Below are 23,735 nucleotides of genomic sequence, written 5' to 3'. Positions count from 1 at the left end.
ATATCTGTTACTGTTCGCATATGTCCGTTTGATTTTCATAACTTTGTAGAATGAAACGTAAGGAAACAATCAAAGAGTTTTACATTAATCACGGACAGGAATATCCCAGAGCAAGGCAGTTCAATATATACCGTAGGGAGGAATTTGCGTGCGACAACACATCACTACCGCCTAACCGAAGAGATTTTTATAAAATATCATTGATTACGAAAGGCACAGGTATTATTGGTTATGCTGATAAGTCTATACAGATTGACAGACCCTCTATTACGTTTCTCAATCCGCTCATTCCTTATTCGTGGCAACCTACTTCTGAAAACCAAGCAGGTTTTTTCTGTCTTTTCACAGAAGATTTTGTAAACCCGACAATGAAAAACGAAAATCTTTCACAGTCTGCATTGTTCAAAGTTGGGGGCAATCATATATTTTTTCCCAATGAAGAAAGTTTAAAACTTTTGGAAAGCATTTTTGAAAATATGACGCGTGAAATCTGCTCGGAATACACTAACAAATACGATTTGTTGCGAAGCTATGTGCAAATTATAATGCACGAAGCTATGAAAATGCAACCGCCCGAAACTTTCTATCAACCTGCCAATGCTTCGGAACGTATCAGCACGTTATTTTTAGAACTTTTGGAACGTCAATTCCCTATTGACGCACCAAGCCAAACGCTGAAACTCAAAACAGCTAATGAATTTGCCCTGCAACTCAACGTACATACCAATACACTGAACAGGGCTTTGAAAGAAAGTACAGACAAAACAACTACGGAATGGATTGCCGAAAGAATGATTAAGGAAGCTAAGGCATTGTTGCAGTTCAGCAGTTGGGATATAGCCGAGATAGCATATAGTTTAGGTTTTGAACATTCGTCTAATTTTATCATTTTCTTTAAGAAGCAAATAGGCATTACGCCTTTGCAGTTCAGAAAGGAAATCGCAATAGTATTATAGTTTCCTTTTCATTTCACTATACTTATTCGGCTATCTGTTTTAGCCGTTTCTTTTCCCCATTGTGCAATGGCTTTAAGCAATGGAATAAGCGTTTTTCCAAACTCCGTTAATTCATAATCCACTTTCAAAGGCGGTTTACTTGTGTGAACAGTTCGGGAAATTAAACCGTCTTGTTCAAGTTCTTTTAGTTGGAGGCTTATTGTCCGTTCCGTTACCATTGGTAATTCCTTTCTCAATTCATTATATCGCTTTTTTTCGATTAAATGAATAAGGATAACCGCTTTCCATTTTCCGCCTATATATTTCATTGTCAGGCTGGTGCTACACGGATATTGCTTGTCGTCTATACAATACATCTGTTACTATCTATTTTGACCGTTATTGCAAAGATATTATACTATGCTTAGTTTTGCAACTATAAAGATGATAGTATAATTTAATGATTACAGATATGAAGTTTTTAGACCTTGCAAAATGGAGGTACACAGCCAAAAAGTATAATCCGAATAAAAAGATTTCAGAAGAACAAATTCAGGAATTAAAAGAGATTATAAGGTTAAGCCCATCATCAATCAATAGTCAATCGTGGAAATTTACTTTTGTTTCCGATGAAAATGTAAAACGTGAATTGGCAAGGGTATCTTATTTTAATGAACAAAAAATCAATGAAGCAAGTCATTTAGTCGTATTCAGTGCGATTGATGATATTGAACTTTTTGAAAAACAGATTGCAGAAAACTTGCCAGAGGGTTCTGTTAATTATTATAACCAATTTGTAAAGATAGGTTCCGATGCAGAAATCAAATCTTGGTTACAACATCAGGTTTATCTTTCGCTTGGTTTTTTCCTTTCGGCTTGTGCAAGTATGAGTATTGACAGTTCGCCAATGGAAGGGTTGAAAAATGAAGAATACGACAAAATACTACAACTAAAAGGCTATAAAACGCTGTTTGCGGTTGCCATCGGTTACAGAAATCCCGAAGACAGCAATCAACCATCCACTAAACCAAAATCACGTTTACCATTAGAACAAATCATTCAAGCCATTTAAAAATATGAAGAAGTACATTTTAGCTTTCAGTATGATGATAGGCATTAATGCTTATTCTCAAAAAACAGATTACGAAGTTTTTGCCACGGTTGAGCAATCGGTAGCAAATATTGCTTTCACACATCAGGGCGATTTGGTTTACAGCCATCATCCGTTTTTCAATCCAACTTTTCGGGTTGTAAAATACGATGCCAAAACGAGAACAACAAAGCCGTTTCCCAATGAAGAATGGAACACACCACGAGAAACGGACGACCATTATTTAAGCAATGTGTTGGGAATTAGAAACGATGAAAACGGAATTGTTTGGATGCTTGATATGGGACAACGCAATCCTGTTACACCAAAAATTGTAGGGTGGAATACCGTTACAGACAAATTGGAACGGATTTATTATCTGCCAGAAACTTCGGTTGTGCCTACTTCACAACCAAACGATATGGTAGTCGATACCAAACACGGTATTTTCATTATCGCAGACGAGGGAATTGGAAGCGGAGGCGACGGAAGTACAGCATCGTTGATTATCGTAGATATGAAAACAGGCAAAACAAGGCGATTATTAGAGGGTTCACGTACTACTTTACCCGAAAACAAACCTACAATAATAGACGGAAATCCGTTAGCTGTAAATGGTAAAAATCTTTTGGTAGGTTGTGACGGAATTACAGCAGACAAAAATTTTGAATGGGTGTATTATGCACCGTTAAACGGTACTAAACTATACCGTGTAAAAACAACCGACTTACTGAATGAAAATTTGAGTGAAACAGAATTGGACAATAGAATAGAAACCTATTCCGAAAAACCAAACAACGGAGGGTTAAGTATTGATGATAAGGGAAATTTATATTTAACAGCAATGGAAAGCAACAGTGTGGCGGTCGTTCTTGCCGAAGACAAGAGCGTTCACAATATCGTTACTGATGAAAAATTGCTTTGGGCAGACGGTGTGAGCTACAATGTTGCAGACGGCTATATGTATGTTTCTGCCGCACAGGTTCATTTAGGTGCGGTTTTCAATAATGGTCAGAATTTAACAAAAGCACCTTTTTATATATTCAGATTTAAGCCGTTGGCTAAAGGTGTACCGTTTAGATAGTAGTTTCTAATTTATAAATATGGCTTTTACTTTTGTCCCTATCGCATAACCATTTGTTTGATTAGCATAATTTTTAGAACGGTACTTACGTGAACTTTGTATCGTAATAAAACATCAAAGATTATGCAAGCAATACAATTAGAAAATTACGGCATAGCGCATCTAAAAATAGCCGAAGTGCCAACACCCGAAATCGGCGAAAACGAAGTTTTGGTAAGAACCACAGCGGTTTCATTACAATATCTCGACCTACTTACGGTAGAAAATACAGTTGGGCTAAACATTCCGCTTCCGTTTATTCCTGTTTCAGAGGGTGTAGGTATTGTGGAAAGTGTAGGTAAAAATGTAACACGTTGGAAGAAAGGCGACCGTGTGCTTATTCCGTTTATCACACGTTGGGAAGCAGGAAAAACAACGCCATTTCACAATGCGTTAAGAACAGGTATGCAGACTTCGGGAACATTGGCAGAATTTACTGTACAGCCCGAAAATACATTGGTGCGAACCCCTGAAAACCTTACTGATGAAGAAGCTACATCGCTATCCGTTGCAGGCTTGACCGCTTGGGCAATGCTTGTAACACAAGCTAATATCAAAGCAGGACAAACCATTCTGATACAAGGAAGTGGTGGTGTTTCGTTGTTTGCTCTGCAAATTGCAAAAATGTCGGGGTTAAAAGTAATTGCGACAACAGGAAGCAAGGAAAAAGAGCAAAAGCTGAAAGACCTGGGAGCTGATGAAGTCATTAATTACAAAGATTTTCCCGAATGGAGCAAGGAAGTAAAACGCCTGAACAATGGCGCAGGTGTAGATATTACGCTTGATGTAGCAGGAAACGAAACCATAAACCAAAGTATTTTTTCCGTCAAAGAACACGGTTTTGTGGGCTTGGTGGGTTTTATGTCGGGTAGCAAATTGACTTTTGATGTTTTTCCGTTGATTATGAGTTATATCCGTTTGCAGGGCTATTCCGTAGGCAATGCACAGGAATTGGACGATTTGGTATATGCCATTGAAAAGAACAATCTTAAACCTGTGATAGATAGTGTTTACAGCATAGACCAAACACAAGAAGCATTTCAGAAATTGAAATCGGGTAAGGTTTTCGGAAAAGTAGTTATCAAATTTTAAAAAAATCAGAACAATGAAAGTAAGAAATATATTGACCACAGTCTTTATCTGCATAGGGTTGAGCAGTTTTTCACAACAAATCATCAATGGTTTTGCAATGCCTGAAAGTGTAACATCAGACGGCAAACGTTTTTTTGTTTCCAATCAGGGGCAAGATGTTTTCAGTAAAGACGGTGATGGGTTTATCAGCGAAATTTCGGAAGACGGAAAGCAAATAGAACTGAAATTTTTACCGCTAAAAGGAGTTTTAAATGCCCCGAAAGGAATGACAGTTGTAAACAATATTTTGTACGTAGCAGATTTGGATAGGGTTATAGGGTTTAACATCAATACCCGAAAAACGGTTTTTGAAATCACTATTCCCGAAGCAAAAGTATTGAACGATATATGTCGTTTAGAAAACGGCTTTATAGCGGTTACAGAAACGGTTTCGGGTAACATCTATAAAATAAATACCAAAAACAAATCTTTTGAAATCATCGGAAACATACCTACTGCCAACGGAATAAATTACAACGAAAAAACAAAGCAATTAGTGGTTTGTACCAATGGCAAAAACTATGGAGAGGGTTCGGTTTATATTAAAACAGGCAATGAGGACTTTAAGGAACTTCCCAATATTGCCAATGGATTTTTTGACGGCATCGAATGGATAGATGATAATCATTTGTTGATTTCGGATTGGGTAACATTTCCAGTAAAAGATTTCGGGAAATTATGGATTTACAACTTATCGGAGCAGATAAGCCAAGCATATTTTACAGGCGAAAGTATTGCCGATATTTATTACAATCCTACCACTCAAAAAATCTATATGCCTCAAATGTTTCACAATAAAGTAATCATTGCAGGCAAAAACGAAATTACAGCAACTGCACAGACAAAGCATAATGTGTTATACAATTATGGTATTATTGATGCTTTTATCGGAGGACTTTACAAAGGTTCGTTACCGATAAAAGACTTAAAACTAAAAGGCGACTTCGGTATTGGTGCACCCGATATGTTGAACGGAGAATTGACAATGCTTAACGGAAAAGCCTATCAGACCAAAGCCACAGGCGAAACAGTAGTTTTGGATAACGACCACAAAACCTCTTTTTCGACGGTTACTTTTTTCAGAGCGGACACCGTATTTTATGTAAACAATGCTACTGAACAAAAGGATTTATTGGAAATCATAGCAAATAGATTGACGAATAAAAATGCAATGTATGCCATTAAGATTACAGGCGATTTTAGCAATGTGAGAACAAGAGCATTTCCGCCTGTAAAGGAAGAGCCGTTCCCTGTTCTTTCCACAATTTTGGATAGACAACAGTTTTTCGACATTCAAAATACCGCAGGAACATTAGTTGGATATCATCTGCCAGAATATCTGAACGGAATACAAATGAGCGGTTTTCACTTACATTTTCTTTCTGCCAACACCAAACAAGGAGGACACGTTTTAGGTTTCAAAGGTCAGAACCTGAAAATCGAAATTGCCGAACTGAAAAGTTTTGAGTTGGAAGCACCAACGACTAAAGATTTCCAAAATTTCCAATTCAGAAAAAAGCATAATGAAGATTTGGAACGCGTGGAGCAAGGAAAGTAAGAAATATATTCTGTACAAATCATAATAAACTAAAGAAATCTAAAGGTTATTCCGATGAATGACCTTTAGATATTTCTGTTGAATAAGCAATAAAAAAACTAATCGGAATGGCATCTTCATTAAATCATATCATATCGGAGATACAGCGAAAAGAAAAAGCTATTTCGCTTGCTTCTCCCAATGAGATTGATGAAGCGTACCAAATGACGATATACCTAAAAGAATACTTATGGTCGATAAGAGAGGATATTACAACACAGGGTTTTAAAAACCATTGGGAGGAAATCAATTTCTTTCGTAACGTTAAACCGTACATCCTCTCCAAGCTCATTTACCACAATAAGATATTTCGCATACAGACAGCCTGTCCTGTTGACGGAGGGAAAATGTACGCAAGTTATTTTTCAGAGCAATTACGGGAATTAAAACAGGAATACAGAGAGCATATCTACAATTCAGATTTTTACAGGTATTATCGTTCGGGAAGAACCGACCGTGATGAGACCTATTTTAGGCTGGGCAACATCAATTTCCACGATGGTCTGAATAGTTTTGTCTTTGAAATTGACCCGCTATTTTCAACTTATTATGATAACAAAGTAGCTCGTATTATAGCCAATGAGTTGCTCTATACCTACATACTTCAAAAAATTAACGATGATGAAATAGCGGGTTCTCTTTCAGCAAGAGATATTTCATCTGATGGTATTCTTTGGACGGATACCAAAAATGCCTTAATAGAACTGATTTATGCCCTTTATGCGAATGGTTCTCTTTCCTACGGTAAAATAGGAATACGGAAAATCAGTTTGGTTTTAGAGAGACTGTTTCAGATTACCTTAGGGGATTTGCATAATTCTTTCCATCGAATGAAATACCGTGCGGGTTCCCGAACCGCATTTTTAGACCAACTGAAATCTTCTTTGGAAGAATATATGGACAAAGATTTATAGGGGTATCAAAAAAGAAAAATTCAAGAGAAGATAGGGTTTGTCCTATTTATCCAACTTAAAAAGGCTTTTGTTAAGCTTTTTTTTATTACCCTATTGCATCAAATGTAATAGTCGGGTATTAAAAATCTTTGTATGAATTTGAGAAAAATAAATTTTGTATATTTGCTATGAGCGAACGGAAACACGTTGAAAAACAAAGCAATAAGCACCGTTACTAAATCGTTACCTGACTTTTTTGATTATCCTTATAAAAGCTTAGTATTCAACCGATACAGCTTTTTCCTGAAAACTTTAAAATAAAAATAGGATGAAGAGTAAATTATTAGAAATGAACAACGTTGGTATCGTTGTAGAAAATCTTGATAAAGCAATTGGTTTTTTTACAGAAATAGGGCTTACACTGGAAGGGCGTATGATAGTTGAAGATGAATGGGCTGGCCGTGTAACTGGGCTTGGAAATCAATCTGTGGAAATTGCGATGATGGTGACACCCGATGGCCACAGTCGCCTAGAACTTTCAAAATTTCTTACTCCTGCAACAATTTCAGACCACAGGACAGCACCAGTTAATTCACTTGGCTATCTCCGTATTATGTTCAGGGTCAACAATATTGATGAACTGTTATCCAGGCTTTTGAAACTCGGCGCTGAACTCGTTGGAGAAGTGATTAACTACCAAAACGTCTATCGGCTATGCTATATACGCGGAACAGAAGGGCTTCTGATTGGACTAGCCGAACAACTTGGTGAGCAAACAACGAAAGATATCTTAGAAAATTCTTGACATTTTATGAGAAAATTGCCGCGATAAACGATACCAAACGTATGTTCTTAGCGACAGAGGTAAAGATTAATCATCTTATTTTCAGTTGTTTGTAATTAAATTTAAAAATAATTTCAAAAAACATTTGACCCTAACGTTACGTCATATCATACCTTTGTACAGTCGATAAATAATCAGAAAGAATGAAAACTCTTACAGTTAAAAAATTGGCGGAAATATCGGGTGTGAGCGTACGCACACTTCATTATTATGACCAAATCGGCTTGCTCCGTCCATCAGTAAGAACCGAGAAAAAGTACAGGCTTTATGGGAATGACGAGTTATTGCGCTTGCAGCAAATTCTGTTTTTTCGTGAACTGGACTTTCCACTCAAGGATATTCTGGAAATGATAGACGAGCCTGACTACGATCTGGTTAAAGCGCTAATGCAGCACAAGTCGGCACTGCTCAACCGTAAAAGAAGAATTTCTGACTTATTGAGAACGATCGACATCACTATTAATAATCTTAAAAAAGGAGAAATGATGAAAGATCCAGAAGAATTGTATAAAGGTTTTCCCAAAGAAGTTGGAACGGCCTACAGGAAAGAAGCAATGAATAAGTACGGCGCACAAACCGTTGAACAATCTGAAAAAGAGCTGATGAAGCTTGGTAAGTCGGGTGTTGAAGCGCTTCAAAAGGAAATGGAAAACGTTTTCAGCGAACTATTTGCACTGAGAAACGACTGTCCGGAATCGGACATCCTACAGCAACAGATTGCAAGGCATTATGGGATAATTAGCAAATTTTGGGGCAATTCAGTTGTGCCAGATCAAAAAGCTTGTGCTTATGCGGGTCTTGGTGATCTTTTAGTAAATGACGAGCGCTATTTAGCTAATGTTACAGACGGAAATCCGCAACCTGAATTTGCGCTGTTCTTGCAGAAAGCAATGAAATATTTTGCTGAAAACAATTTGGAAAAATAATGTAAGCAAAAAACAGTTAGGGAAAGTCCTGATAACATCGGGCTTTCCCTTATCCTAATAAAAGATTGAAATATGAATGAAATAGATCTAATTAAGGAATTTCAACACATTGAAGACAACTTCAACCGGGCAGTTGTCACAAATGACATCGCAGAAATAAAAAAATGTATCACATCCGATTGGGTGTTGGTAGACAGTCAAGGTGGAATTATACCACAAGAGCGGTTTTTTGAAGTTCTGAAACAAGGGTTGCTATCCCATTCCACAATGAAAAAGAGAGTTCTTCGGGTCAAGATATACGATAACATTGCTTTGGTCACAGGCCGGGGGCAAAATACCGGAACCTGGCAAGGTGAACCCATGGAAGCTGATGAATGGATAACAGACGTGTACAAAAAAGACGGTGACGAATGGTTGTGTGTACTGACCCATTTGACCCCGGTAAAAAAATAATTAGTTATGGTAACACTTGAAAGATTGCGGAAACTGGCACTTTCCTTCCCTGAAACCACGGAGGAACCACACTTTGAAAAGACTTCCTTCAGAGTGAAGAAAAAAATATTTGCAACGTATGACGATAAGCTCAAAAGAGTTAGTGTCAAGTTATCAGAAATAGATCAGGATGTCTTCTCTTCCGCAAATAAAGCGGCAATTTATCCTGTTGAAAATAAATGGGGAAAACAAGGTTGGACTATAATAGAGCTCGAAATGGTAATTTGGGAGCTTTTCGTTGAAGTTTTGACAACGGCGTTCTGCGAAGTCGCACCCGAAAAACTAGGCGCCTTAGTTCGATCAGATAAAAATGGACTAAATAACTAAATATACGCTTGCATGGCCATTGAATTTACTGATATAAGCAACCAAAAGCTACTATTAAAACGGCTAACTGAAAAAGATGCTATTGCATTTCACAGTTTGTATTTCCAAAAAGACGGGCAGGAAAGTGAAAAAGTCGAATCAAAGGAGAACAGCAGAGCAGCTTTCGAGTTTACTGAAAATATCATTTCACAATGCAATGATATTTTCACAATACGCACCACCGTAAACCCAGAAAAAATCATTGGAGATTGCGCATTGCACCATTGGGACAAACTGAGGAACGAAATTGAAATCGGCGGCTCCCTGCTTCCCGACTATTGGGGAAAAGGTTTGATGGCAACAGCCTTTCTCTTATTGATCCCCTATGCACAGCGGGAATATGCAATAAACAAAGTCGTAGCGAATACAACCGCTGAAAATATAAACGCATTAAAATTCGCCGAAAAACTAGGTTTTAGAATAGTAGGAACGATGAAAAACAATGTACTGTTAGAAAAAGATTTATGAGGTTTTCTGGCAAATTAATTTAAGACCGAACAATGACAAAACGTGAAGAAATTATAAAAAATTATGTTGACGGCTATAATGCATTCGACATTGACAAGATGGTCCGGGATTTTAACGAAGCTATCATTTTTAAAAACATCAATCATAATGAGGTTACGATGGTGTTAAACGGGATTGAAGCGTTTAGAAAACAAGCTGACCAGGCAAAATCCTATTTTGAAAGCCGGCTGCAAACCATAAAATCTTTCAAGCATAAGGGCGATACCACCGAAATTGAAATAGATTACATTGCAACTTTAGCTTCTGATCTTCCCAACGGATTAAAAAAAGGCGAGCAAATTGATTTAAGCGGAAGATCCATATTCAAATTTTCTGAGGATCAAATTGTTGAGTTAATCGATATAGCTTAGTAAGCGGTACAGATACGAACCATTTAAAAAATTGATCTGACAATGACAATTGAAACACACCATATCAACAATTTAAAAATAGCTGAAATTATTTCTGACGACATTGTTTTAAGATCTGTTGAAGATGGATTAGATTTATTGGGCAATCTATATTATCAGGGATTTGATAAAATATTTATTCATGAAAAAAACATTACAGCCGATTTTTTTGACTTGAAAACAAAACTCGCAGGTGAGGTACTTCAAAAATTTGCTCAGTACCGAATGCCTTTAATCATTATAGGTGATTTTTCAAAATGTGAAACCCAAAGTTTAACGGACTTCATTTATGAAAGCAACAAAGGCCGACAGATCAATTTCGTTGGCTCTCTGTCGGAAGCAATAAAACGATAACTCATCGGTACTTTGGGATTTGCCATTTTAAGAAAAGAAATCTGATTTCGAAAGTGAAACACAGCAAAATAAATGAAAAACATGTAAATAAAATACGATGAGAAAAGTAATTGCAACAATCAATACGACACTAGACGGTGTTTGCGACCATACCGCAGGAATTCCTGATGATGAAATACATCAACATTACACAGATTTACTGCGCCATGCGGATGCTATTCTGTTTGGGAGGGTAACATATCAGCTTATGGAATTTTGGCGGACTTTAGTTGAAAAACCCTCCGGCGAAAAATCAATGGACGACTTTGCCGCGGTTATAGATAATATCCCAAAAATTGTTTTTTCCAGAACCCTCGAAAGCGTAGACTGGAAAAGTGCAAGGTTGGCGGATCAAAATATAGAAAAAGAGATATTAAAGCTTAAACAGCAAACGGGGAAAGACATCCTTATTGGTAGCCGAAGCCTGATATTACAACTGATGAAACTTGATTTGATTGACCAGTACCAGCTCTGTATACACCCTATGGTGGCAGGAGGCGGTTTGCCGTTGTTTGAAGACATAGACAGAACTGTTTTTAAACTCAATAAAACAAAAATATTCGGCAATGGAGCCGTAATGCTTTACTATGAACCGACAACGAAAAGCGCTACAAAAGGCCAATGACATCCATCATGTTAACCATCTTATAACAAAGAGAAATGTCAGAGAAGTTACAATCAGTGCTCAAAATGTTTTCCGACTTTGACGAAAACCAGCTGGTTAGAATATTAAGTTGTTTTAAGCGAAAATGCGTCAGCAAAAATGATGTTTTATTACATGAGGGAAGCATTTGCAAAGAATTTTACTTTGTGAAAACCGGTTGTGTACGTATATTTTTTGTAGATAAAAACGGGCATGAAAAGACAAGATACATTATGCTCGATAATCATATTGGAACAGCTTTAACAAGTTTCATTTCTCAAAAGCCCTCCATAGAAATGATAGAAGCGCTTGAAGATACCGAGCTTTTAGCAATCAGTCATGCGGATTTTTATCGTCTGAATAGCCAAATGGATAATTGGAGGAATTTTTATCAGCGGATTTTGGAAATGGCTTATTCGTTTCAAAACAGGAAAATTGAGCAAAGGGTAACCCTAACAGCGAAGCAACGATATGAAATTATTTTGAATGAAAATCCTGCCTTAGTTCAACAGGTATCCAACAAGATATTGGCGTCTTATCTGGATATCCGGGAGGAAACTTTAAGTAGGCTTAAATCAAAATAGAACGATTTTGACCTATGTCAATAGCAATATGTGTAAGACTAAGCATTTTTGCATTTACAAAACGCAATGCAATGGAAAAACTCACACAACACAATTATTGGACAATAATCGCAACGGGACTGATAGCATTTGTTCTCAGTGGAATTTGGTACAGCCCGATGGTTTTCGGCGAAATATGGGAGACATACCGAAACCCGCCAAACCCCGAAATACCCAGATGGACGATGGCGTTTGCTCCCTTAAGAGAATTGATTGTTGCATATGTGCTGGCGAAATTAATTCTGCTATTGAATTTATCACAATATAAAGACACATTAAAGCTGGTTTTTCTATTGTGGATTTCCTTTCATGCTGTTGGAATGGCGGGAGCAGTTTTATGGGATCACATGCAATGGCAGTTAGGTGCTGTGCATGCTGGCGATTGGTTAATGAAAATGACATTTATGGGAATTGTGTTGACCAAATGGCTTAATAAGAAATCAATATCATTAAATAATCAATAATATGAAAGAATTTGTTTTATTGTTCCGAATGGACATAAAGAGCGCAGAAGCACAGCCTTCAAAAGAACAAATGGAAATTTACATGAAACAGTGGATGGTGTGGATCAACGATATCGCAGAGAGAGGTATGCTCGCCGATGGTGGAAATCACTTTTCAAAAGATGGAAGAGTCCTAAAACCCAATGACAGAGTTATTCATCAACCTTATATTGCTGATGATGTATCGGTAGCGGGCTATATAATTATCCTGGCTGAAAACTTAGACGAAGCAACTAAAATAGCTAGGAAATGTCCAATACTAAATGGTCAAAACACAAGTGTTGAAATCAGGGAAACAGCAAAACCCGGCGAATAGAAATCTATGCGAAATACGAAAAAACCATATAAACGAGATATATTAAATCAGATTATAAATTTTTTCTGGACGGCACTCTGTTTTTCTCCTGTATTTTGGTTTTGGTTTCAGGAAGGAATAGACAATATTTACTTTTATGTATTTCTTGGCGTAGCGTTATTTTTTGGGGCTCTTCCAGGGAAGATATTAAGTAAGTTTACGTTAAGTGCAGATAAAAAGGTTTATGAAAAATATGGGATAAAATTCATCAGAAAATTTGTTCAAAATGGAGATATAGTCAATTCCCGAACAAACGGGCTCGGAGCCCCGTCAATAAAGGGTAAAGCTAAAGCGAGGGACTATTTGAAAACAATTGCCATGTATGAACGCTACCATTGGATCTGTCTGCTCTTTTTTCTATTGACGACCATTTATGGTTTTTTCAATGAACATTTTCTTTTGGGATTTTCTATTTTAGCAGCAAATTTTTTATACAACCTTATTCCAATCTTTTTACAGCAATATAATAAAATCAGAATTAAAAAAATAGTGGATTGAATTTGTAAATACTCTAACAAATATAAAATCTTTGAAAGTATAGTGATTGAGCACTATACTTTTTATTGACTAAAGATCTATAAGGAAATATGTTACTAAATGGTTACCAGTTATATATTACATTCATGTAAGATATTTTTTAAAAATCCAATTGAAGTTATATTAATCTTTTTGAAAAAAGCCCTAAAATGTATTGCCCATTGGGTTAAATTGGCTATATTTGCACCATCGAATCACAAATTATATGTGAGGAAAACGGTGAGTAGTTCTTCAACAAAGAAGTCAATTTATTGATTAATAGATATTTGAAGGGTAATGGATTCGTCCTGTCACCCCGACAAAAGCCACTGATAATCAGTGGTTTTTTCTTTTTTCGGACATATTTCGGACAATATATATATAAATTTTGCTATTGTTAAGTTGAGGTAACTTAGAGTGATTGGAATATATTTTAATTGTTTAAATCAAAATGTAAGAAAATAATTGGCTGTTATTTTGAGATATTTCCTTTTTGAAAATTAAATATTTGATCGTAAGCTTTTGATTTTGGATTCTCCCCATTCTTTCGCTATTAGGTACTCCCTATTTGCTTTTTCAGAAATGGAATCGTGGATTTAAGGGTCTTGTCTCCAAGCGCGTAAAAGATATCGTCGAAGAGAATATTAACGACCTGAAGGCGGATCATACCGAAAAGTTGGGGGGCTAGATTTTTAAGCATATAATTTCATCACCCGATATAGGAAGAAAGTAGTGTCTCTAACACCCCGGGACACACTTCTAAAGGCTTTCAGTTTTGCATTGAAGGATTCGGCTGAAGCATTCGTACTACGATTATCGAAATAATGTAGGATTTCCGGGTGGTGTGCTGCAATGGATCTTGCCACACTTTCAAAAGATAATATTCCGGAGTTCTCAACCTGGTTATGCCATAAGCCTAGTTTTGTAAATGCCAGGGTCTTATCCTTGCATTTATTAAAGATATCTCCCAATGCTATACCGATGTCATAAGCCTTTTTTAGTTTAGGGAATCGTAGAAACAAGAGCTCCGCTCGGTGTTTTTGACTTTCTGTCCATCTGCTAGAATGTTTAAACAAGAGGTGTCTTGATCTGGCCAAAAGTTGTTTGATGGAGTCTCCGTTTGACAACAGCTCGGGTTCATAAGGATTGCCCCGCTTTCTGGCCTCAGCGATTGCCCTACTTTCCTCATCCAATACTTCCCAACGATATTTGATGCGCAGCTCCTGCACGGCATCATAGGCTAATTTCTGGACATGAAATCTATCTATTACACGTCTGGAGTTTCGAAAGCATCTACGGATGGCTTTTGCCATATTTGGGGCCATGTCCATCGTAACTTCACGAACTTTATTTCTGGAGCGTGAGGGAATTCGTTCCAAGACACGAATAATGTCTTCTGCTTTTGTCCCTTTTATGGTAGCTAAGATCGTCCCCTTCCTACCTTTAGCAGATTTACTGCTTACGATGGTGTATAAGTCTCCATTGCTAAAGCTCGTCTCGTCAATACTAAGGTGTTCCGATATATTTTGGGGGAAGAGCGTCCAGTTCTCCGCATGATGCTTCTGATCCCAATCGTGAAAATCGCTCAGATGGTTCTTGTACTGTTCCTGAAGTTGTTTACCATCTACATGGAAGAAAAGTCCCAAGAGATTAGCACTGACGGGATGGTTATCCAAATATGCCCTTTAAAAAAATCCCGAATTCCGTAGTCATTCGAGCACCTTGGCGAACAAGATTCCAATCTCTGGTAATGATCTTTCCTGTATCTATCACCGTCCATCGCCTACGCCTGACATGAAGTGTAACTTTCTGACCACGAATAGGAAAATCACTAATCTCGGCTGAAGGCATAAAGCCTTTAGATTCTAATTTAATGTTTTCATATCCCGAGGAAACTATGTTTTTTTCATCAAGATGAATATGGAGTTGTTTATCTCTTTGAATAACTTCTATGATATCGAAATATTCTAACAGCCCTTCGGGCAGCAATAGGGATAGTAATTTACGTTCAGCGTCTTGCAAGGGATATCTGTATTAAAGATGCTAAACTAAGAATTATTTAATATTCCCCCCAACTTTTCGGTATGATCCCTGAAGGCTGCTATATTGCAGGATAAAGATATGACGAAGGCTTTGTCGAGTACGATTGATCCGGAGGTGATCAACAAGGTGCTAATCCCTAAATACTTCTCCCAACATGATCGAGCTAGCTAAAAAGAACAATCCGACGGCTCATTTTGATGTGATGGATAGTCGCCACATTGGGGAGCTTACGGATTCCTATGATGCGATTATTTGTGGCTTTTGTCTTCCCTATTTGTCTGATCAAGAGTAGTCAATTGATTGAGAATGCCTACAATTTACTCAACGAAAATGGTCTGATATATATCAGCTTTGTAGGAGAAGCAGAGGCCTCTGGTTTCAAAGTGGTGTATGGGGGCGTGTTTACTTCTATTATCACAATCTGGACACCTTGAAGGAAAATCTTATTAAGACCAAATTCTCTGATCTAAAAACATTCAAGGTAGCGTATAAAACTTCGGAGACTACGAGCGATACGCATACCATTCTAACAGCCAAGAAAAAAAAGGCAAATAATTGACAAATCCTTTTAATGATAGTGTAACAACTGTTACATTCTAACATAATTTTTTGGTTAATTTTGTATAATAACAAAGCGGATGGATATGCACGATTTACTGATTAATTCCTATGGAGATATTTTCGAGTCAGAGCTATTGGAGGAAATAGAGTCTATTGCTAAGGTAGTACAATTCAAAGAAGGTGATGTACTGATTGACTACAATCAATATATAAAGACTATGCCTTTGTTGTTGTCGGGTGCGATCAAAGTGATGCGCGAAGATTACGACAGTGGCGAATTGTTGCTTTACTACCTGGAGCGTGGGGATACCTGTGCAATGTCTATGACTTGTTGTTTAGGTGAAAAACAGAGTGAGATCCGTGCCATCGGCGAGGTGCCGGGCGAGATTTTGATGATTCCTGTTCAGAAAATGTCGGAATGGATCGGTAAATACAAAAGTTGGATGGCTTTTGTGTTTGAAAGCTACAATAACCGCTTCAACGAATTGTTGAATGCCGTGGATACTATTGCCTTCATGGATATGAATGATCGGTTGTTGAATTATCTTTTCGAAAAAAGTAAAATTGAGAATAGTAACGTAGTGTACAAAACCCATCAAGATATAGCGAAAGAACTCAATACCTCGCGTGTGGTGGTGTCACGACTCCTCAAGGCTTTGGAAACAGAAGGACGAATCAAGCTCAACCGCAATAGTATTGAGATACTTGTCAAATAAAAAGAAAAAACGATGTGGATGACATTTCATTGCTGTCCATTCATTTCAATCAAGGAGAGAAATCTTTAGATACCAAAATAATAGTGTTGAATTCAGCTTATTCCATTTAGATTTTGGGATTTCTCCTTGTTCCTCGTCGAAATGACGTATAAAATTACTTTTTATCTACCCCCTTTTCTTATGTAACAAATGTAACTGATAGGTTAAAAATACTTCAGGACATTTGTATAAAATTAATTGATTATGGAAATGATTTTAGCACCCTGGCCCTGGTATGTAGGTGGGCCTCTTATAGCAATTACGATGTTTGTATTGCTGTATCTGGGAAAAAATTTTGGGATGTCGTCCAACTTACGTACGATGTGTACCCTATGCGGAGCCGGTAAAACGTCATCATTCTTTAAATTCAATTGGCGTAGCCAAAAGTGGAACCTTCTAATGGTCATAGGGGCTATGATTGGAGGGTTTATTGCTTCTAATTATCTCGGAGCGGGTCAATCTCCAGATTTGAATCCTAAAACTATCATGCAGCTCGAAGACATGGGAATTGAGAGCGCAGGCATAGCGTATGTGCCTTCCGAGTTTTTCGGACCAGAAGCTATTCGTGACCCTAAAGTAATGGCTATATTAATTGTAGGTGGTCTTCTTGTAGGCTTCGGTGCGCGTTATGCAGGAGGATGTACGTCAGGTCATTCGATATCAGGAATTAGTAATTTGCAATTACCTTCTTTAATCGCAACAATCGGTTTCTTCGTCGGTGGTATCGTCATGATTCACCTTATTTTTCCACTTTTATTCTAATTATTCACATGAGAAATATAGTGTTTTTGTTGGTAGGTGTATTCTTCGGGATACTGATGTATAAGTCCGAAGCCGCTTCATGGTTTAGAATTTACGAAATGTTCAATTTTCAATCCTTTCACATGTTTGGCCTGATGGGAACTGCCTTGGCGACTGGTGTGATTTTGATTCAAATCATTAAAAGAAAGAATGTAAAAGATATAGATAATAAAGCTATTGTAATTCCGGATAAAGAGAAATCATTTACACGGTACGCGGTAGGTGGGACAATATTTGGATTAGGCTGGGCTTTAGCTGGAGCATGTCCCGGACCTATTTTTGTATTAACAGGCGCGGGATATTTACCCATGCTTGTGGTATTAGCTAGTGCAGTGGCGGGGACATGGATTTATGGTTTGTTAAAGGACAAGCTTCCTCACTAATAGTTTTATTAGCAAGATTTTAAACAGGCGAATTATGGAAATAATTCGCCTGTTTCTTTTTGAATCAATTTAATATTTCCAAAACGTGGTAGATTTGAATAATGTGTGGTCATTTCTACAATCTGCTAATCTCTTATTTTTCAATAAACTATATTTGAAATTAATCTAAAACAACCGTGAAAAAAGCTCATTTATTATTTTACTTCCTATTTAGTTTTATTTACGCTTCCGCTCAAGACATTACCTTAGTAGGAACAATCAAAGAATCTATTTCAAAAGAACGTATTGCACATACTAGTATTTCATTATTTGATGAAAAAAGAAAATTAATCGCTGGAGCGATGAGTAATACTACTGGTGAATTTGAAATAAAGAAATTAAAAGTGGGTACTTATTTTTTAAACATTAAGTTCATTGGTTTCGCGCAAAAGGATACATTAATTCACCTGTTAAAAAATGGTAAACATAATTTGGGTGATATATATATCGTTGCAGGACCCCAAGAAATTGGTGAGGTAAATGTAACAGCATCCAATTCGGTACAACAACATCAAAGTGATCGACAAGTTTATCAAGCGAACCAATACAAATCTGCCGTAGGAGGCACGGCATTGGATATCGTTAAAAATTTACCTTCCATTACGCTAGATGGAAAAGGCGAAATTTTGGTTAGAGGTAATAAAGGCTTGATTGTGCTGATCAATGGCACGCCGACACTCCTAGATGCGCAGACTATCTTGACTCAAATAGCTGCTAATGATGTAAAAGAGGTAGAATTTATAAGCAGTCCTCGTGCGCAATATGACCCCGATGGTAAAGGAGGTATGATTAATATTAAAACAAGTAAACCTTCGAGTGATGGTTTTGCTTGGTTGATGAATCTTCAATATGGTTTGCCGAGTGTCGACGATTATGATAATGTAGAAAGACAGAAGCGCTTTGGTTCGGACGTATCCTTCCAATACAGAATGAATAAACTAGATATTCAAGGTTCACTTAATTATTTGCGCAATGATAATGCGGGTTTTCGTGATGGCGATGTGTATACAATTATAGGTGATAAAAAGACCATGTTTCCATCGCAAGGTGAACGTAGTTTTAATAAATATAACTATGGTGCTCGTCTCAATACGGCGTACCAACTGACCGAAAATCAAAAGATACAATTTGGTCTTTTGGCGTCTAAGAAATTTCAAGACCGCGTGGCAGACATTTATTACGATAATCAATCAATCTCCACAGTGGATGGTTCTACCATTCATAGACTGCAATACTTCAATCCAAATTTGCAGAACAAACAGGGGAAGTTTTATTTAATGGATTTGAGTTATCAATTGGCCTTGAATAAAAAACACAGCCTAGACTTTGGTGTGGTGTATGAGCATGCAGATATTTATGGATCGACCAATAATGGTAACATCGAAAATGGAAATGATACCATTCAATGGACTCGTAATACTTACACCAATCCAATAAATGGTGTAAGAGCTTCAGCACAACATCAAGTGAAGTTAACTGATAATTCTGAATTAATTTCAGGCTATCAGATTCGCAAGGATGGGCAGAATGGCGATTTTAAATATAATAATAAAGAATTTGGACAGGGAGATTTTGCAGTCATACCAGAGTTTTCTGGGAAAATGAATGCCAATAATTTAGTTCATGCGTTATTTTCACAGTACAACCGTGCATACACGAATACCAATATTGCTTTTGGACTGCGATACGAATTCTACAAGCGTGATGTGTTGCTGGTTGATACCAAAGAAGAATATCCGTATCAAACGCATCAACTCTATCCGAGTGTCGATATAAAACATAAATTGGATAAAGGTTGGGAAATGAAAATGTCGGCTTCGCGGAGAGTGCAGCGTAATAATAATTTTGAGTTGAATCCTATCCCAGAGCGCGAACACTCGGAAACACTGGAGCGAGGGGACGCTGAATTATTGCCTGAATTTGTGACAAACTTTGAAACTGGAGTGATCAAAAAGTTTACGCAAGGTTTATTCTTTTCGAATGTGTATTATCAACATACAAAAAACCCGATTCAACGTGTTAATTCAGTGTATGCAGATACCATTTTGCATCGAGTATTTACCAATGCAGATTATGCTAGGCGTTATGGTCTTGAAGTGGGGGGAGAGTGGAAACCTGCACCATCCTTAAAACTACTATTTGGCACAAATACGTATAATTACAAGATAGAAGGTGACGTGTTGGATTATGTAAATACATACAAAAATTCAGATTGGGTGTATTCTTTCAATGCTTCGGGTATTTTGAACTTGCCTCGCCAATGGACTGCTGCGGTAGATGTAAATTATTTGGGTGAAAGACCGACATTACAAGGTGTAGATAGTCGTTTCATCACACCGAATTTTAGTTTGTCAAAATCCTTTTATCAAGGAGCAGTAACAGCACAGGTACAATGGAAAAATATTGAATTGGGTAATTGGGGGGTGAATGAACAACGTATAACGACCTATGCCAATGATTTTTTCACAACAACAAATTATATATACGAAAAGAATATCATTCTGCTGAATTTGAATTTTAATATCAAAAAATTGAATAACATCCTTCGATTACCGAAAAGTGAATTCGGTGAAAAGGAGTTTTAGTTAATAGTTTGTTTAAAAGCTTTGGGAGTATGTCCGGTGTGCTTTTTGAAGTATTTGGAAAAATTTGATTTATCCGAAAAACCAAGTTCATGCGCAATTTCGGACATACTTTTTTGGGTGTAATAGATAAGTCTTTTCGCTTCCTTTATGAGGTGATTTGCGATGATCTCTGAGGAGGACAAATCAGTGTATTTCTTGCAGGATGCATTCAGATTTTGTGGAGAAGTATTCAGTAAATTGGCGTAGTGCGCCACACTATTAATGATTTTATGTTCATTTATGAGCAAATCCATAAAACTATCGTACAGAGACAAATTAACACGCAGCTTACTTTCTGTTGGAGAATTGCTTTCGACTGTTTTGGCTAATAAGCTTTTGAAAAGTCCTTCAATGACAATTGGATTCTCTTCTGTTGCAAGTATTTCTAAAATAGTCTTTAAGGTCGTGATATTCTGTAATTCTAGGTGATCAATCTTCGTGATTTTTTCGATTAGTTTTCCTATTTCTAGGTCAAGACTATTCGCAATAAATTCATTTTTTAGAAGGATAACAAACCCTTCTACTGGTGTCCTTAACGTCCATTTATGAACAGCGTTTTTTCGAATTACTAACAAGAAAGGATTTTGAATTTCCCCGCTTTTTCCATCAATTTCGTGTGTTCCTGTAGTAGAAAAAAGATATACTAATTCAAGATAACCATTGTGTTTGTGCGCTTTCGTACTGTGTTTTGTGTTGTCAAACGGTAGTATTTTGATAAGCTTGCTAGGTGTAAGTTTGTCTTTAATAGGAATGCTTTTCTTCGCGGTCATTAGGAAATATCTTTCGGCCAAAATAGCAATTATTTAACTAATCGGAAACGTTACTATGTAACAAATGTAACTGTAGGCTTTCTCCCACTTGCTGACCTTTGTGTCAACAAATTGAAAAGTCATGGAAATAATTGGATATATAGCATCCATTTTGATTGGAGTATTATTAGGGTTGATTGGTGGCGGAGGAAGCATTCTTACCGTCCCTGTTTTGGTCTATCTATTTGATGTATTGCCGGTCACTGCTACAGCTTATTCCTTATTCATAGTAGGTACCACCAGTATAGTAGGATCAATTACTTATTTCAAAAAAGGATTAGTTAATATAAAGACGGCCGTAGTTTTTGGTATACCATCTATATTTGCGGTCTTTTTGACACGGAAGTATATCCTACCTGCGATTCCAGATAGTTTATTTACGCTGGCGGAGTTCGAAGTCACGAAGGATATTTTTCTGATGATACTTTTTGCAGTATTGATGGTTGTGGCGGCTTATACGATGCTTAAAGGTAAAAAGTCGGATACTAAACCCGATGCAGAGCCGCAAAAGTTTAATTACCCGATGATTTTGTTAGAAGGATCATTCGTAGGTGTATTGACAGGGCTTGTAGGTGCTGGTGGGGGGTTCTTGATTATCCCTGCTTTGGTGTTATTTTCTAAGTTGCCGATGAAAGAAGCAGTCGGTACTTCGCTCGTTATTATTGCGGCAAAATCGTTAATAGGATTTACAGGCGAATTGGGTAATGCATCATTAGATTGGACGTTTCTTATCACATTGACTTCGTTGTCTATTGTGGGAATATTTATAGGCTCTTACCTGACGAAATTCATTAACAGCGACAAGTTAAAGCCTGCTTTTGGGGTGTTTGTACTGCTCATGGGTATCTATATTCTTTTCAAAGAAATCTGGTTTTAACCCCTCATTCCTTGTGTAACAAATGTTGCTGATAGGCATATGGACATTACCGAAATTTGTATCAATAAGTAATAAAATAGTAAACAATTAAAATTTAAATATTATGTTTTTTCAACACGTATACGACAAGACATTAGCGCAAGCAAGTTATATCATCGGATGTCAGGCAAAAGGCGAAGCTATTGTCATTGACCCAAAACGCGACGTCGATACTTACTTAGAAATCGCTGCTCAAAATAATTTAAAAATCACCAAAGTAACCGAAACACATATTCACGCAGACTTCTTAAGTGGTTCACGCGAGTTGGTAGCATTAACAGGAGCTGAATTATTATTATCGGACGAAGGTGGTGTTGATTGGCAATATGAGTTTGCACACACAGGGTTGAAACATGGTGATGTGATTACTTTAGGTAATTTGACATTAGAAGTGTTGCATACGCCAGGTCATACGCCTGAAAGCATTAGCTTCTTGTTGACGGATCATCCAGCGACTGCAGAACCTATTATGTTATTCACAGGTGATTTTGTGTTCGTGGGTGATGTAGGTAGACCTGATTTGTTAGAAAAAGCAGCTGGTATGGCAGGTACACAAGAGAAAGGTGCTAAGCAATTGTTTGAGTCAATCAAACGCTTTATGAGTTTGGCAGATCACGTACAAGTATGGCCAGGTCACGGAGCAGGTTCGGCTTGTGGTAAAGCATTAGGTGCTGTACCAAGTACAACAGTTGGTTACGAAAAAATCAGAAACTGGGCCTTGCAATATGGTGATAACGAAGAGGCCTTCACGAAGGATTTATTAGATGGTCAACCCGAAGCGCCGAAATATTTTGCGATGATGAAGAAGTTGAATAAAGTGGATAGACCTTTATTGACTGCTGTGCCTCAACTTAAAAAATTGACAAAAGAAGAATTCTTGAAAGTGTATCAAGAAGGTGTGTTGGTGATCGATACACGTAATAAAGTGGAATTTGCGAAAGGATATTTACCTGATTCGTTAAATATCCAAGGCAACAATTCATTCTCAAACTGGATGGGCTGGGTGCTAAGCTACGATGTTCCATTTGTGCTTATCGCAGACGAATCAGCTATGGAAGATATCACACGCAAATTGATGCGTATAGGTTTGGATAATATCTATGGTTTCATTGATTCCGTAACAGATTTGGGTGTTGAATTGCAAACGGCTAACGTGATCGATATGGAGCAATTTGAAGCAGCTATTCAGGAAGACAATGTTCAACTAGTTGATGTTCGTAATGAGAAAGAATTCACTGCGGGACATATTGAAGGTGCTACGCATGCTTTTGTCGGAACGCTAGTGTCGAACTTGGATAAGTTGGATAAATCTAAAGATATCGTGATTCACTGTCAGGCAGGTGACCGTTCAACCATAGCGTATTCAATTTTGAAAAAATATGGTTTCGAGTCCGTAAGAAATTATGCCGGAGGCATGAAAGAATGGACAATGAACGGTAAATCTTTAGTGAAGTAAT

At 37.3% G+C, this 23,735-nt stretch carries 30 protein-coding genes; 26 read left to right on the top strand and 4 right to left on the bottom strand.

Features of this window, described 5'->3' with window-relative positions:
• The first annotated feature begins 50 nt into the window (after positions 1 to 50).
• Complete coding sequence (locus EDC17_RS02765; protein WP_132776644.1) at positions 51 to 956, top strand: AraC family transcriptional regulator; 906 nt, start codon at positions 51 to 53, stop codon at positions 954 to 956.
• 8 nt (positions 957 to 964) lie between these two features.
• Here the strand turns inward: EDC17_RS02765 and EDC17_RS02760 are convergent, their stop codons facing one another.
• Positions 965 to 1,264: a winged helix-turn-helix transcriptional regulator gene (locus tag EDC17_RS02760; protein WP_207895639.1), complete on the bottom strand. Its 300-nt coding sequence runs from the start codon at positions 1,262 to 1,264 to the stop codon at positions 965 to 967.
• Between the two features lie 143 nt (positions 1,265 to 1,407).
• On the opposite strand from EDC17_RS02760, the gene EDC17_RS02755 reads away from it, so the two are divergent.
• The 17 genes from EDC17_RS02755 (at position 1,408) to EDC17_RS17545 (ending at position 13,329) form a co-directional block, all read left to right on the top strand.
• Positions 1,408 to 2,007, top strand: a complete 600-nt coding sequence (locus EDC17_RS02755; protein ID WP_132776641.1) for an NAD(P)H-dependent oxidoreductase — start codon at positions 1,408 to 1,410, stop codon at positions 2,005 to 2,007.
• A 4-nt stretch (positions 2,008 to 2,011) separates the two neighbouring features.
• Positions 2,012 to 3,109 (top strand): L-dopachrome tautomerase-related protein, encoded by a 1,098-nt coding sequence (locus EDC17_RS02750; protein WP_132776639.1) that lies wholly within the window; start codon positions 2,012 to 2,014, stop codon positions 3,107 to 3,109.
• A 123-nt stretch (positions 3,110 to 3,232) separates the two neighbouring features.
• Positions 3,233 to 4,240 (top strand): zinc-dependent alcohol dehydrogenase family protein, encoded by a 1,008-nt coding sequence (locus tag EDC17_RS02745; RefSeq protein WP_132776638.1) that lies wholly within the window; start codon positions 3,233 to 3,235, stop codon positions 4,238 to 4,240.
• 13 nt (positions 4,241 to 4,253) lie between these two features.
• Positions 4,254 to 5,837 (top strand): acetolactate decarboxylase, encoded by a 1,584-nt coding sequence (gene budA / locus EDC17_RS16985; protein WP_207895637.1) that lies wholly within the window; start codon positions 4,254 to 4,256, stop codon positions 5,835 to 5,837.
• 107 nt (positions 5,838 to 5,944) lie between these two features.
• Positions 5,945 to 6,790: an RteC domain-containing protein gene (locus EDC17_RS02735; protein ID WP_132776636.1), complete on the top strand. Its 846-nt coding sequence runs from the start codon at positions 5,945 to 5,947 to the stop codon at positions 6,788 to 6,790.
• A gap of 307 nt (positions 6,791 to 7,097) precedes the next feature.
• Positions 7,098 to 7,574 (top strand): VOC family protein, encoded by a 477-nt coding sequence (locus EDC17_RS02730; RefSeq protein WP_132776634.1) that lies wholly within the window; start codon positions 7,098 to 7,100, stop codon positions 7,572 to 7,574.
• A 182-nt stretch (positions 7,575 to 7,756) separates the two neighbouring features.
• Complete coding sequence (locus tag EDC17_RS02725) at positions 7,757 to 8,539, top strand: MerR family transcriptional regulator (RefSeq protein WP_132776633.1); 783 nt, start codon at positions 7,757 to 7,759, stop codon at positions 8,537 to 8,539.
• Positions 8,540 to 8,611: 72 nt separating this feature from the next.
• Positions 8,612 to 8,992: a nuclear transport factor 2 family protein gene (locus EDC17_RS02720; RefSeq protein ID WP_132776631.1), complete on the top strand. Its 381-nt coding sequence runs from the start codon at positions 8,612 to 8,614 to the stop codon at positions 8,990 to 8,992.
• Between the two features lie 6 nt (positions 8,993 to 8,998).
• On the top strand, positions 8,999 to 9,358 hold the full coding sequence (locus tag EDC17_RS02715; protein ID WP_132776630.1) for an MmcQ/YjbR family DNA-binding protein: 360 nt from the start codon (positions 8,999 to 9,001) through the stop codon (positions 9,356 to 9,358).
• A gap of 12 nt (positions 9,359 to 9,370) precedes the next feature.
• Complete coding sequence (locus tag EDC17_RS02710; protein ID WP_132776628.1) at positions 9,371 to 9,865, top strand: GNAT family N-acetyltransferase; 495 nt, start codon at positions 9,371 to 9,373, stop codon at positions 9,863 to 9,865.
• A gap of 32 nt (positions 9,866 to 9,897) precedes the next feature.
• Entirely contained in the window at positions 9,898 to 10,275 is a 378-nt protein-coding gene (locus EDC17_RS02705) for a nuclear transport factor 2 family protein (RefSeq protein ID WP_132776627.1), read from the top strand.
• A 42-nt stretch (positions 10,276 to 10,317) separates the two neighbouring features.
• Positions 10,318 to 10,668 (top strand): DUF4180 domain-containing protein, encoded by a 351-nt coding sequence (locus tag EDC17_RS02700; protein ID WP_132776625.1) that lies wholly within the window; start codon positions 10,318 to 10,320, stop codon positions 10,666 to 10,668.
• 97 nt (positions 10,669 to 10,765) lie between these two features.
• The gene (locus EDC17_RS02695) at positions 10,766 to 11,332 is read left to right on the top strand and encodes a dihydrofolate reductase family protein (protein ID WP_065719267.1); all 567 of its coding nucleotides are present in this window, start codon (positions 10,766 to 10,768) and stop codon (positions 11,330 to 11,332) included.
• Positions 11,333 to 11,367: 35 nt separating this feature from the next.
• The gene (locus tag EDC17_RS02690) at positions 11,368 to 11,934 is read left to right on the top strand and encodes a Crp/Fnr family transcriptional regulator (RefSeq protein ID WP_065719268.1); all 567 of its coding nucleotides are present in this window, start codon (positions 11,368 to 11,370) and stop codon (positions 11,932 to 11,934) included.
• A gap of 71 nt (positions 11,935 to 12,005) precedes the next feature.
• A complete protein-coding gene (locus EDC17_RS02685; RefSeq protein WP_165894353.1) occupies positions 12,006 to 12,437 on the top strand; it encodes a DUF1761 domain-containing protein in 432 nt (143 codons plus the stop codon).
• A gap of 28 nt (positions 12,438 to 12,465) precedes the next feature.
• The gene (locus EDC17_RS02680; protein WP_165894352.1) at positions 12,466 to 12,792 is read left to right on the top strand and encodes a YciI family protein; all 327 of its coding nucleotides are present in this window, start codon (positions 12,466 to 12,468) and stop codon (positions 12,790 to 12,792) included.
• A gap of 6 nt (positions 12,793 to 12,798) precedes the next feature.
• Positions 12,799 to 13,329 (top strand): glycosyl-4,4'-diaponeurosporenoate acyltransferase CrtO family protein, encoded by a 531-nt coding sequence (locus tag EDC17_RS17545; RefSeq protein ID WP_276346082.1) that lies wholly within the window; start codon positions 12,799 to 12,801, stop codon positions 13,327 to 13,329.
• A 710-nt stretch (positions 13,330 to 14,039) separates the two neighbouring features.
• Here the strand turns inward: EDC17_RS17545 and EDC17_RS02675 are convergent.
• Together EDC17_RS02675 and EDC17_RS02670 are read right to left on the bottom strand one after the other, a co-directional pair.
• A complete protein-coding gene (locus EDC17_RS02675) occupies positions 14,040 to 15,023 on the bottom strand; it encodes an ISAon1 family transposase (RefSeq protein ID WP_132776621.1) in 984 nt (327 codons plus the stop codon).
• A complete protein-coding gene (locus tag EDC17_RS02670; protein WP_132776619.1) occupies positions 15,016 to 15,369 on the bottom strand; it encodes an ISAon1 family transposase N-terminal region protein in 354 nt (117 codons plus the stop codon). Before EDC17_RS02670 ends, EDC17_RS02675 begins: the two co-directional genes overlap by 8 nt.
• 175 nt (positions 15,370 to 15,544) lie before the next feature.
• On the opposite strand from EDC17_RS02670, the gene EDC17_RS17540 reads away from it, so the two are divergent.
• The 6 genes from EDC17_RS17540 to EDC17_RS02645 all read left to right on the top strand — a co-directional run bounded on the left by EDC17_RS17540 (position 15,545) and on the right by EDC17_RS02645 (position 20,514).
• On the top strand, positions 15,545 to 15,682 hold the full coding sequence (locus tag EDC17_RS17540) for a class I SAM-dependent methyltransferase (RefSeq protein ID WP_394343342.1): 138 nt from the start codon (positions 15,545 to 15,547) through the stop codon (positions 15,680 to 15,682).
• Entirely contained in the window at positions 15,630 to 15,824 is a 195-nt protein-coding gene (locus EDC17_RS02665; RefSeq protein ID WP_132776618.1) for a hypothetical protein, read from the top strand. Before EDC17_RS17540 ends, EDC17_RS02665 begins: the two co-directional genes overlap by 53 nt.
• 210 nt (positions 15,825 to 16,034) lie before the next feature.
• The gene (locus EDC17_RS02660; RefSeq protein ID WP_132776616.1) at positions 16,035 to 16,667 is read left to right on the top strand and encodes a Crp/Fnr family transcriptional regulator; all 633 of its coding nucleotides are present in this window, start codon (positions 16,035 to 16,037) and stop codon (positions 16,665 to 16,667) included.
• Between the two features lie 243 nt (positions 16,668 to 16,910).
• Positions 16,911 to 17,468 (top strand): YeeE/YedE family protein, encoded by a 558-nt coding sequence (locus EDC17_RS02655; RefSeq protein WP_132776614.1) that lies wholly within the window; start codon positions 16,911 to 16,913, stop codon positions 17,466 to 17,468.
• An 8-nt stretch (positions 17,469 to 17,476) separates the two neighbouring features.
• Positions 17,477 to 17,890, top strand: coding sequence for a DUF6691 family protein (locus EDC17_RS02650; RefSeq protein ID WP_132776613.1), 414 nt, complete (start codon positions 17,477 to 17,479; stop codon positions 17,888 to 17,890).
• A gap of 176 nt (positions 17,891 to 18,066) precedes the next feature.
• Positions 18,067 to 20,514, top strand: coding sequence for a TonB-dependent receptor (locus tag EDC17_RS02645; protein ID WP_132776611.1), 2,448 nt, complete (start codon positions 18,067 to 18,069; stop codon positions 20,512 to 20,514).
• Here EDC17_RS02645 and EDC17_RS02640 read toward each other — a convergent pair.
• On the bottom strand, positions 20,511 to 21,323 hold the full coding sequence (locus tag EDC17_RS02640; RefSeq protein ID WP_132776610.1) for an AraC family transcriptional regulator: 813 nt from the start codon (positions 21,321 to 21,323) through the stop codon (positions 20,511 to 20,513). The two genes, EDC17_RS02645 and EDC17_RS02640, sit on opposite strands and share 4 nt — an antisense overlap.
• Before the next feature lie 121 nt (positions 21,324 to 21,444).
• On the opposite strand from EDC17_RS02640, the gene EDC17_RS02635 reads away from it, so the two are divergent.
• Both EDC17_RS02635 and EDC17_RS02630 read left to right on the top strand, forming a co-directional pair.
• Positions 21,445 to 22,239 (top strand): sulfite exporter TauE/SafE family protein, encoded by a 795-nt coding sequence (locus tag EDC17_RS02635; RefSeq protein ID WP_132776608.1) that lies wholly within the window; start codon positions 21,445 to 21,447, stop codon positions 22,237 to 22,239.
• Positions 22,240 to 22,342: 103 nt separating this feature from the next.
• Positions 22,343 to 23,734, top strand: a complete 1,392-nt coding sequence (locus EDC17_RS02630) for an MBL fold metallo-hydrolase (RefSeq protein ID WP_132776607.1) — start codon at positions 22,343 to 22,345, stop codon at positions 23,732 to 23,734.
• The last annotated feature ends 1 nt before the right edge of the window (position 23,735 follow it).

The organism is Sphingobacterium alimentarium, assembly GCF_004342685.1.
GTDB lineage: Bacteria > Bacteroidota > Bacteroidia > Sphingobacteriales > Sphingobacteriaceae > Sphingobacterium > Sphingobacterium alimentarium.
The sequence above is the reverse complement of the archived record's forward strand: the minus strand, read 5'-3'. Positions and strand labels throughout refer to the sequence as shown.